The organism is Pseudescherichia vulneris, from assembly GCF_902164725.1.
GTDB lineage: Bacteria > Pseudomonadota > Gammaproteobacteria > Enterobacterales > Enterobacteriaceae > Pseudescherichia > Pseudescherichia vulneris.
The window spans coordinates 2,105,514-2,116,472 of sequence record NZ_LR607338.1; the positions used below are offsets into that span (position 1 = coordinate 2,105,514).

The following is a 10,959-nucleotide window of genomic DNA, read 5'->3' on the forward strand; positions in this document are numbered from 1 at the left end:
TGTCAGGCGGCTGGATCTTCACGCCAGCCCATCACTCTGCGACGCGTTAGGCACCGCGTTGGAAAGTGGGCAGCGTGACGGCCTTCAGGGCATAGTACAGAGCGTACTCCACCAGGTGGGGGGGCAGCGCCAGCAGCTGGCGTCAGCACAGGAAAAAGCGCGCCAGCGTATGGATGTGATGGCGCGTTTTCCCGAAACGCAAAGTGCAGCGTCTGCCTCAGCCGCGCTGGGGCAGACTCTCGCCTGGGCCTGCCACCACTACGATACGCTGGTTCAGGCCGTGAACGGTCAGGCTAACCTTCCGGCGCTAACGGTGCAAAACCTGCTTGGCTAGCGCTGACAGCCCGCCGAACCCAGCGTCATCATGGTGGGATCCACGACCAGTACGGTAAGGCTGTCTCTATCCAACAGAACCGATTGCGCGTTCGCCAAAGGTGCCATCGAAACGCGCAGCCGATTATCTTGGGTAAAGTTGATAATCGGTAAGAGAGCTGGATCGGCATGATGGATTTCTTGCCCTTTTAGCGATAGATATCCCTGCGAATTGGCGAGCTGCTGAGAATTAAAGCAGCTTACGACCAGCGTTGATAGAGAGTAGCCCGTGTCTTTACCCTCCAGCGTAACTTTTGCGCCATCTACCGTAGGAAGCATGTGAAGGGTATAGCTACGCTGGCTTGCCGTGGCTAAATCATAAGAAACCATGTCGGTTTGCATAATAGCAGCCGATGCTGAGAGCGAAAGGCTAAATATTGACATTGTGAATATTAAAAGGCAAAAAAGTTTACTGGCATACTGGTATTTCATTAATGGTTTTCTCAACGGTCTGATAAACAACGGAATTCAAATTATTTATGCCGGTCTGCCAATTTGTTATACCCAGCATTAATTGATATTGGTGATGGCAGTTATCCTGGATTAGTAAACTTATCGACAGTTTGGCAACTGATTCACTGTAATAGAAAACGGCATTCATCCGCTGAGCCTGTAATTTAGCATTAATCGCGCGCAGCGCATCTGGCATATACTTTTTCAGCTGTGCCGTATGACCTGGATCGTTACCCGCGTGCAGGTGATAGATGCTGATACGTGAGTAGTCCTTACTGGTTTCATTTTTTAACGTTAATTCGCTTTGATTAGATAAAGACGGAGTGGCCTTTTTGCCCTGAGCAAGCTGGGGATGATATTTTATTAATAAGCATATCAAACCGATAAGGGCAACAGAGATAATGATAATTTTCTTTAATCGGAGAGTCGTGAGTCGGCGTCTTAAGGGCGGCGCATGAGGCAATCCTGGGGACGGTGCTTGGTTATCCTTTTCATCAACCGTCTCGGTTATCAAAGGTTCGTTAGGGTAAGTAATAAAATCTTTATTAAAAACATAGCCTTTTTTGGGCACCGTTTTGATGATCTCTTGTAAGCGGCCATCATCGCCCAGCGCAGCACGTAATGCGTAGATCGCCGTCGGCAGGCTGTTATTACCGACCACCCGATTTTTCCAAACCGCATTGATAAGAAAATTGCGTGATAATACTTCCCCGGCGTGGTTGATCAATGTTTCCAGCAGAATGTAATGGAATTCACCCAGGCGCTGAACTTCACCTGTTTCAGTATGAACCAGTGCATTCAGCGATGGGTCAAGCCGCCACTTATTTATGAGCATTTGCATAGTTTAAAGTTCAATGATGATAAAGAAAAAGATTAGCAGTGCTTAAGCCTTGCTGTGGTTGATTATTTATTTATCATTTCTATAACAAAATTTAACAAGGGTGTTTCCTGTTAAATTTTGCTAATAATACCAGCGTTTAATAAATGATTATTTTTTAAAGCGTTAAAACGTGATCTGTATAAATATGATAAAAGAGGGCAATGTAGCGAAAGTGCAATAATGGATCAATCTAAGAATTTTCTTAAATTGTAAATTATCATTTCTCTATTAGGGATCAGGATAATAGAAAAGGCAAGCGCGTGCACCTCTTGTTAAAAAGAGGTGCACTTTGCTGTACTGCTAATGATTAGAAGTGAGTATTTACGCTCATAAACCAGGTGCGGCCCGGTTCGTTATAGGTCGCTGCGCCTGCGCCATACATATAGGATTTCGTCGTGTCGTTGCCCGTAGTCTGGGCATTGCCCTCGCGCCATTGACGTTTGTCAAAGACGTTATCCACCCCCGCCGTCAGGCTGACGTTTTTAGTCGCATCCCACGTGCCACTCAGGCCAACGATGCTGTATGGGCTAACCTCATCGGTTTCGCTGCCCGTGGCGCGGTTGCCTTTGTAGTTGTAGATCTTCGGCTGCTGCTTGCCGTACCAGGTGAAGGTAGACTGCACGGAGAGGTCCTGACGGATCTGCCAGCTCAGGGTTGAGTTCAGCGTGTACTCCGGAATGATAGAGAGACGGTCGCCGGTGGTTTTGTTCTTGCTTTGCAGCATGTAGGTCAGGTTGTTGGTCCAGTTTACCGTGTCGGTCACCGGCACGTTCAGCGTCCCTTCCAGGCCTTCTACTACCGCTTTAGGCACGTTTTCCCACTGATACACGTCCGTCGTGGCTTTAGATGCTCGGCCAATCGGCGAGTAGCCCGCTTCAATTTTATCCCGGTAGTCGTTGCGGAACCAGGTCACGCCAGCCAGCCAGCCGTCGCGTTTGAATTCCAGACCTACCTCTTTATTGATGCTGGTTTCCGCTTTCAGATCGTCATTGCCCATCAGGTAACAGGCACCTGCGCTGGCGTAGCAGCCCTGGCCACGGCTGTAGAGGATGTAGTTCGGGTTGGTTTGATACAGGCTCGGGGCCTTATAGGCGCGGGCGATACCCATTTTCAGCGTGATGTCATCCGTCAGCCCCTGGGAGAGGTTCAGGGACGGGCTCCAGTTATCGCCCACAATGGTGTGATGATCGAAACGCAGGCCCGGCGTCAGCATGGTGCTGTCGGTCAGCTCCATGTTATTTTCCGCAAACAGCGAGAAGATCTCCGCCTGGGAGTAGGGGCTGCGGTTGGAAGGATTAACCCCGGCAATGGTGCCGCCTTCGGTAAGCGACTGGGTGTTGGATGCCAGATCCTTCATACGCTGCTGATTCCACTCGGTGCCCAAGGTCAGGGTCTGGTTTACCAGCAGATCCAGCGGCAGGTTGACTTCGCTATGCAGCAGCACGTCGGCAAGGTCGATATTGGAGAAGTTCTCGTCGGAGAAGATCCCCTCCGTGCCGCCAGCCAAACCTTCGTTATTTCGCGTGTTGCGGGTGTGCTCGTACTGCGCGTAGGTGGTAGTGGTGACGCCGTTATCCCAACCGCCGTTCCAGGTCAGAGCGTAGTTTTGACGATAGAGACGGTTGGTCTCTTTACCGTAATTTTTTTTCACCAGCGCGTTGGTGTTGGTGTTCTGGGTATCACCCGCGTAGAGGTTACCCTGACGGCTGTAGCCCGCCTCCAGCTCCAGCGAGTTCATGGGGGCAAAATCCCAGCGCAGCTGACCGTTCACATCTTTGTTTTCCACCCCTTCGCGCCCGGCCGGCATGGTGCCAGCGTAGCTGCCGGTGCGTAAGGATTCATGGCCTTTATTGATATCCCAGGCGTCGGCCTGGGTTTTCTCCAGGTTGCCGTAGAGGCGGAAACTGAAATCACCCCCCAGCGGGCCGGTCAGGTTAAAGTTGGTGCGCTTGGTTGACCCTTCGGACTTATGCTCCGGCGCATTAAGGTAGGTATCCCACGCCCCGTGCCACTCATTTTTCGACTGCTTGGTGATGATATTGACCACGCCGCCCGCCGCGCCGTTACCATAGCGTGCCGCCGCCGGGCCACGGATCACTTCGATACGCTCGATCATCTCCGGCGGTACCCAGCCGGTATCGCCTCGGGTATCACGCTCGCCGCGCCAGCCCAGACGCACCGAGTTGCGGCTAGTGACCGGCTTGCCGTCGATCAGGATCAGCGTGTTTTCCGGGCCCATACCGCGAATATCGATCTGACGGCTGTTGCCGCGCTGGCCGCTGGTGGAGTTACCGGTAAGGTTAACCCCCGGCATGGTACGAATAATTTCAGCGACGTCACGGGCAGGCGGATTTTTGCGGATCTCATCGGCGGTGATGGTGGAGACGCCGGGAGCCTGAAGATTCTGCTCGGCGGCGGTAACAACGATAGTGTCATCCCCGGCAGGGGGCTCCTCTGCATGAAGCGGTAGCGCTACCCCGTAAATGCCCAGATTGACCAATAAGGTCAGGGATTTAATCTTGTTATTCATTGTGTTATCCGTTTTTGTCGCCAGAATACCGCTGACGCGTCCTGGCTCCCTGCACGCACGCGGTTAATGGCATGATTATGTAAAAGACGCGCTTCCCACAGCGCGCCAATACGCTATTGCAAATGCAAATAGTTATCAATAATATTATCAATAAATTTTCTTACATTTGAAAAAATACCGCAATAAGTACGAGGTTAATTAGGGTGACGATGCGAGCGACGGGCAGCGATGCCTGGTGGGAGTCAAAACACGGGCCCGAGTGGTTCCGCGAGGGTGATGACCGATGTCAGGTCACCTTCTGGTGGCGCGATCCGGCGGGGTCGGAAGCCACTTCTTCTATCCAGCATGTGTGGATCTATATCACCGGCGTTACCGATCATCACCAAAACGCCAGGCCGCAGTCCCTAAGCCGTGTTCCCGGTACTGACGTCTGGTTCTGGCAGACCACGCTTAACGCGCAGTGGCGCGGCAGCTACTGCTTTATCCCCTCCGAACATGCACAGGATTTTGCCGAGTCGGCGTTCGGCACCGAGGTGCCGGATCGCATCGCCCTGCGCGAAGGCTGGCGCAGGCTGCTGGCCCATGCCGTTGCCGATCCGCTCAATCCGCTGTCGTGGCGGGGTGGGCGCGGCCATCCGGTGTCGGCCCTTGAGATGCCCGATGCGCCAGAGCAGCCGGGCTGGCACGCACCGCAGGATACCCCTTATACGCCCCCGATCTGCATTCCCTGGCGCAGCCGCCAGTTGGGCAATAGACGTCGGGTCTGGATCTACACCACCGGCGAGGAGAACGTCACCGAGCGTCCGCTGGCGGTGCTGCTGGACGGCCAGTTCTGGGCCGAGAGCATGCCCGTCTGGCCCGCCCTGGCCGCCCTGACCCGGGAAGGCAAGCTGCCGCCCGCGGTGTACGTGCTGGTTGACGCGATCGATACCACCCAGCGCGGCCGCGAGCTGCCCTGCAACTCCGTGTTCTGGCAGGCGTTACAGGATGAGCTGCTCCCGCAGGTTAAGGCCCTGGCCCCGTTCAGCGACGCGGCGTCGCGCACGGTGGTGGCCGGGCAGAGCTTTGGCGGTCTGGCCGCGCTCTATGCCGGGCTAAACTGGCCGGAGCGCTTCGGTTGCGTGCTGAGCCAGTCCGGCTCCTACTGGTGGCCGCACCGCGGTGCGCAGCAGGATGGCGTGGTGATCGAACAGCTAAAAACCGGCACGCTTCAGCCGCAGCATCTGCGTATCGTGCTGGAAGCGGGGACCCGTGAACCACTCATTTTCCGCGTTAACCAGACGCTCTACTCTCTTTTACAGCCGACGGCAGCGGCGCTCTTCTGGCGTCCCACCGACGGCGGACACGACGCGCTGTGCTGGCGCGGCGGGCTAACCGCAGGGCTCATGACGCTCTGGCAGCCGCTGCTTCAGGCTGCGCCGTAAAGCATTTTTCCACGACAGGAGTGTGGTATGGAGTTCAGTAATCCCTTCGACGATCCAGAGGGTCAGTTTTACATTCTGCAAAACGCGCAGCAGTGCTATAGCCTGTGGCCGCGGCAGTGCGCTCTGCCGCAGGGCTGGCACGTAGTTGCCGACCCGCAGCCGCCGTCAGTGTGTTACGCCTGGCTGGCGGCGCAGTGGCAGAATCTCACCCCTGCATATTATGCGCGTTAAGGAGCACCCTATGTCGAAACGTCTGCCGCTGGTCGCGGCCCAGACCGGGATCTGGATGGCGGAAACGCTCTCTACATTACCTAACGCCTGGAGCGTGGCCCACTATGTGGTCATTGACGACGGCGAGCTGAATGAGGCCCTGCTCGCTGAGGCGATTGTCACCGGCATGCGCCATGCCGACACCCTGCGTAGCCGCTTTGTCGAGGATAGCGGGGAGGTATTCCAGTGGATCGATGAGTCCATGCCGCTGATGCCGCCTGCTGTCCACGATCTGCGTGACAGCGCCGATCCCCATGTGGCGGCGCTGGCCGTTATGCAGGGCGATCTGGCCCAGAATCTGCGCGTCGACGGCGGGCAACCGCTGGTTCATCATGCGTTGCTGCGCCTTGGAGAACGCCGCTGGTACTGGTATCAGCGCTATCACCACCTGCTGGTGGATGGCTTCAGCTTCCCGGCCATTACCCGCCATATCGCCGCCATCTATACCGCGTGGCGGCGCGGCGCGCCCACCCCCGCATCGCCTTTTACCCCTTTCTCCGAGGTTGTCGAGGAGTATCAGCGCTACCGCGACAGCGAGGCCTATAGCCGGGACGCGGCCTGGTGGCGCGAGGTAAGCCAGAGCCTGCCACCGCCGGTATCGCTCTCTGCCAGCCCGTTGCCGGGACGCGCCACGACCGCTGACATTGTTCGCCTGAAGCTGAGCCTTGATACCCAGGCGTTTTCCCGCCTTACGGCACAGAACGGCAGCTGCCAGCCAACGGATCTTGCTCTCGCGCTGGTCTCCCTCTGGCTGGCCCGCCTGTGCGGACGCATGGACTATGCCGCCGGGTTTATCTTTATGCGTCGAATGGGCTCCGCTGCGCTCTGTGCCACTGGCCCGGTGCTCAACGTCCTGCCGTTGGCGGTGAACGTTGACCCGGCAGAGAGCCTTGCCGCACTGGCGCAGAAGCTAGCTGCGCGGCTGAAAAAGATGCGCCGCCATCAGCGCTATGACGCCGAGCAGATCGTACGCGACAGCGGACAGGCAACGGGCGACCGCGCTCTGTTTGGCCCGGTATTCAACGTGAAGATGTTTGATTACCAGCTGGACATTGACGGAACGGCGGGAACAACCCATACCCTGGCAACCGGGCCGGTTAACGACCTGGAGATCGCGCTCATTCCAGACGAGGAGGGCGGGCTTGCCGTGGAGATCCTTGCCAATCGCCACCGCTACGACGAGGCTGAGTTAAGCACCCATGCCGCCAGGCTAGACGCGCTGCTGCGCCAGTTCGCCGATAATCCGGCCCTGCGCTGCGGCGAGGCAGCGCTGATCCTGCCTGCGGAGCAGGAGAAGATTGACCATATCAACGCTACCGGCGTTAGTCTGCCTGCCACCACCCTTAGCGCCCTTGTGGCAGCCCAGAGCGAAAAAACGCCGGATGCCCCGGCGCTGGCGGATGCCCGCTGGCAGTTTAGCTACCATGAGATGCGCGAGCAGGTTCTCGCCCTGGCCGATGAGCTTCGCCAGCGTGGCGTGCGGCCAGGGGACTGTGTCGCCGTGGCGCTGCCGCGTTCGGTCTTCTTGACCCTGGCTCTGCACGCCATTGTCGAGGCCGGTGCTGCCTGGCTGCCGCTGGATACCGGCTATCCGGACGACCGCCTGCATATGATGCTGGAGGATGCCCAGCCGCGGCTATTAATCACCGCCGAAGATCAGCTGGCGCGGTTTAGCGCGATCCCGCAGCTTGCCCATCTCTGCTACAGCGCGCCGCTGCCGGTAACAAACGCGCCTGCGCTGGCACGTTCAAAACCAGAGCACACCGCCTATATCATCTTTACCTCCGGCTCGACGGGCCGCCCGAAAGGGGTGATGGTGGGGCAAACGGCCATCGTCAACCGTCTGCTGTGGATGCAGGCGAGCTATCCGCTGAGCGCGCAGGACGTGGTGGCGCAAAAGACACCGTGCAGCTTTGACGTCTCGGTGTGGGAGTTTTTCTGGCCCTTTATTGCCGGGGCGAAGCTGGTGATGGCCGAGCCGGATGCGCACCGCGATCCGCTGGCGTTGCAGGCCTTTTTTGCCCGCTACGGCGTCACCACTACCCACTTTGTCCCCTCGATGCTGTCCGCTTTCGTCGGCTCTCTGACGCCGGAGAGGGCGCAGGAGAGCTGCCGTACGCTGCGCAATGTCTTTTGCAGCGGTGAAGCGCTGCCAACGGATCTCTGCCGCGAGTGGGAGAGCCTAACCAGCGCGCCGCTGCATAATCTCTACGGCCCGACGGAAGCGGCGGTAGATGTCAGCTGGTATCCGGCTTATGGCGAGGCGTTGGCCGGGGTCACCGGGCCCAGCGTGCCGATTGGCTATCCGGTCTGGAACACCGGTTTGCGTATTCTGGACGGTATGATGCAGCCTGTGCCGCCGGGCGTGGCGGGGGATCTCTACCTGACCGGCATTCAGCTGGCGCAGGGCTATTTGGGGCGACCCGACCTGACCGCCAGCCGTTTTATTGCCGATCCCTTTGCGCCGGGCGAACGGATGTACCGCACCGGCGACGTGGCGCGCTGGCTGGCGAACGGTGCGGTGGAGTACCTGGGGCGCAGCGACGATCAGCTTAAAATTCGCGGCCAGCGTATTGAGCTGGGAGAGATCGATGCTGTTATGCAGGCGCTGCCGGACGTGGCCCAGGCGGTTACTCACGCCTGCGTGCTAAACCAGGCGGCGGCGGTCGGCGGCGATGCGCGCCAGCTGGTGGGCTACCTGGTGTCGGCCTCGGGCCAGCCGCTGGAGAGTGCCGCGCTGATTGAACAGCTGAAGGCGCAGCTGCCGCCGCACATGGTACCCACCGCGCTGGTGCAGCTTGATGCGCTGCCACTCAGCGCCAACGGCAAGCTGGATCGCAAGGCGCTACCGCTGCCGACGCCTGCTGTCGCATCAGGCGGACGCGCACCGGAAAGCGAAGTTGAGCTGACCATCGCCGCGCTGTTTGCCGAGCTGCTGGCCTGCGAAGTAGAGGACGTCAGCGCCGACTTCTTTGCCCTTGGCGGCCACTCGCTGCTGGCGATGCGGCTGGCGGCGCGGCTTAGCCAGTCGTTTGAGCGCCAGGTGACGCCGGGACAGGTGATGGTGGCCTCCAGCGTGGCGAAGCTGGCTGCGATGCTGGCGGCGGATGTCGAGGATGGGCAACTGGAAAACCTGGGTTACGAGACGATCCTGCCCCTGCGGGAAAGCCACGGGCCGACGCTGTTCTGCTTCCACCCGGCCTCCGGCTTTGCCTGGCAGTTCAGCGTGCTGGCGCGCTATCTCAGCCCACGCTGGTCGATTGTGGGTATTCAGTCGCCGCGCCCAGCCGGGCCGATGGCCACCGCCGTCACGCTGGATGAGGTGTGCGACGCCCATCTGCAAACGCTGCTCGCCCAGCAGCCGCACGGCCCGTACTACCTGTTTGGTTACTCCCTCGGTGGCACGCTGGCGCAGGGGATCGCCGCCCGACTACAACAGCGTGGCGAAGCGGTAGCTTTCCTTGGGCTGCTGGATACCTGGCCGCCGGAGACGCAGAACTGGGCAGAAAAAGAGGCCAACGGCCTCGATCCGGAGGTGCTGGCGGAGATCGATCGCGAGCGGGAAGCGTTCCTTGCTGCCCAGCAGGGGCAGGCGTCAGGTGAGCTTTTTAACGCTATCGAGGGCAACTATGGCGATGCGGTTCGCCTGCTGACTACCGCCCATAGCCTGCGGTTTGAGGGTAAAGCGACGCTGTTTGTTGCCGAACGCACGCTGCCAGCCGGGATGGATCCGCATCAGGTCTGGTCACCCTGGGTGACTGCGCTAGATATCTATCGTCAGGACTGCGCCCACGTGGATATTATTTCACCGAAGACGTTTGTCTCTATTGGGCCAATATTATCAGGATTGCTTAATTAATAAACCGTTACGCCTACCAGATCTGGTGGGCGTGATAGCCAAAGTCAAATCTTGGTTCAGATTAATCTTATAAAGGTCTATTATAGGAGCATGGATTGTAAATACTGCTTTCGTAGCAAATCAGGGTAGAGTTTATACATGTCATCGTTAGATATTAAACAGGATAATGAGGTGCAGCTACGCCCCTATCCAGTTGGTCCTCATCGTGCTCACGAAATTGATCTTCTCACGCTTCTTGACGTGTTATGGGAAGCAAAAAAACAGATTATCGCCATAGCCGCAGCGTTTGCTCTGCTTGGTCTTCTCGTTTCTTTCGTACTGCCGCAGAAATGGACCAGTGAAGCCATTATTACCCCTGCTGAACAGACCCAGTGGCGCTCGCTTCAGCAAACGCTGATGGAGTTGCAAGTACTGGATATAGAGGTGCCGGTCACGCCAGTAGATGTTTTTGGTCAGTTTATTAAGAATTTTAGCTCCCAGTCTCTGCAGGAAGAGTATTTCCGCAACTCACCCTATGTTAAATCGCACTATTCCGATCTTAATGCTGATTCGCTAGAGTTTCAGCGCGCAGTTGTCCGTCTGACGGAAAAACTGAAGATCGTTGATAATGCTTCGCCAAAAAGTCCCGTTGAAGCGCCCTTTACCTCCTGGACACTCAGCTTCTCTGCCTCAACGCCAGAGGATGCGAGAGAAGTCCTTGATGGCTATATCGATTATGTCGCCGCGAAGGTCGTGAACGAGACCACGGATAATATCCGTACTACCCTGGCATTAAAAACGCGCTTTGAGCAGGAGAAGCTGAATCTCGATCGCGTTCGCCTGACTAACCAGCGTGATATTAAGATCCAACGTCTGAATTACTCGCTGGAAGTGGCCAACGCTGCGGGCATTAAAAAGCCAGTCTATAGCAATGGTCAGGTGGTGAATGACGATCCGGACTTCTCTATTACGCTGGGTGCGGACGGTATTCAGGAAAAGCTGCGGATTGAAAAATCGCTGAAGGATATTGCCGATCTCAACGCCGATTTGCGTAATCGTGAATATCATGTTGAGCAATTGCAAAAACTTAATGTAAAAGATATTGCTTTCTCCCCGTTCAAATATCAACTTTCCCCGTCGCTGCCTATTAAGCAGGATGGCCAAGGCAAAGCACTGATTATTATTTTTGCCG

Annotated in this window: 7 protein-coding genes and 1 pseudogene; 5 read left to right on the plus strand and 3 right to left on the minus strand. The window is 57.2% G+C overall.

Going from position 1 to position 10,959, the window contains the following annotated elements; all coding sequences use genetic code 11:
• Nucleotides 1–334, plus strand: a pseudogene (locus FN633_RS09035) (flagellar hook-associated protein); the annotation flags it as partial.
• Here the strand turns inward: FN633_RS09035 and FN633_RS09040 are convergent.
• From FN633_RS09040 to FN633_RS09050, 3 genes are all read right to left on the minus strand, one after another.
• Nucleotides 331–804 (minus strand): hypothetical protein, encoded by a 474-nt coding sequence (locus tag FN633_RS09040; protein ID WP_154057493.1) that lies wholly within the window; start codon nucleotides 802–804, stop codon nucleotides 331–333. The pseudogene FN633_RS09035 and the gene FN633_RS09040 sit on opposite strands and share 4 nt — an antisense overlap.
• A complete protein-coding gene (locus FN633_RS09045; protein ID WP_154057494.1) occupies nucleotides 782–1,666 on the minus strand; it encodes a winged helix-turn-helix domain-containing protein in 885 nt (294 codons plus the stop codon). The genes FN633_RS09040 and FN633_RS09045 overlap by 23 nt, the downstream gene beginning before the upstream one ends.
• A 346-nt stretch (nucleotides 1,667–2,012) precedes the next feature.
• On the minus strand, nucleotides 2,013–4,235 hold the full coding sequence (locus FN633_RS09050) for a TonB-dependent siderophore receptor (RefSeq protein ID WP_154057495.1): 2,223 nt from the start codon (nucleotides 4,233–4,235) through the stop codon (nucleotides 2,013–2,015).
• 203 nt (nucleotides 4,236–4,438) lie between these two features.
• On the opposite strand from FN633_RS09050, the gene fes reads away from it, so the two are divergent.
• From fes to wzz(fepE), 4 genes are all read left to right on the plus strand, one after another.
• Nucleotides 4,439–5,659: an enterochelin esterase gene (fes, locus tag FN633_RS09055; RefSeq protein ID WP_154057496.1), complete on the plus strand. Its 1,221-nt coding sequence runs from the start codon at nucleotides 4,439–4,441 to the stop codon at nucleotides 5,657–5,659.
• A gap of 27 nt (nucleotides 5,660–5,686) precedes the next feature.
• Nucleotides 5,687–5,890 carry an MbtH family protein gene (locus FN633_RS09060; protein ID WP_154057497.1) on the plus strand — a complete coding sequence of 68 codons (204 nt, stop codon included), beginning with the start codon at nucleotides 5,687–5,689 and terminating at the stop codon, nucleotides 5,888–5,890.
• Nucleotides 5,891–5,900: 10 nt separating this feature from the next.
• Nucleotides 5,901–9,788: an enterobactin non-ribosomal peptide synthetase EntF gene (gene entF / locus FN633_RS09065; protein WP_154057498.1), complete on the plus strand. Its 3,888-nt coding sequence runs from the start codon at nucleotides 5,901–5,903 to the stop codon at nucleotides 9,786–9,788.
• A 138-nt stretch (nucleotides 9,789–9,926) separates the two neighbouring features.
• On the plus strand, nucleotides 9,927–10,959 hold a 1,033-nt coding region (gene wzz(fepE) / locus FN633_RS09070; protein ID WP_154058876.1), incomplete at its 3' end, for an LPS O-antigen length regulator Wzz(fepE).

What these genes read in the sequence shown, in the direction of transcription:
- FN633_RS09040 (WP_154057493.1), bottom strand. Translation starts at nt 804, where the DNA reads ATGAAATACCAGTATGCCAGTAAACTTTTTTGCCTTTTAATATTCACA.
- FN633_RS09045 (WP_154057494.1), bottom strand. Translation starts at nt 1,666, where the DNA reads ATGCAAATGCTCATAAATAAGTGGCGGCTTGACCCATCGCTGAATGCA.
- FN633_RS09050 (WP_154057495.1), bottom strand. Translation starts at nt 4,235, where the DNA reads ATGAATAACAAGATTAAATCCCTGACCTTATTGGTCAATCTGGGCATT.
- FN633_RS09060 (WP_154057497.1), top strand. Translation starts at nt 5,687, where the DNA reads ATGGAGTTCAGTAATCCCTTCGACGATCCAGAGGGTCAGTTTTACATT.
- entF (WP_154057498.1), top strand. Translation starts at nt 5,901, where the DNA reads ATGTCGAAACGTCTGCCGCTGGTCGCGGCCCAGACCGGGATCTGGATG.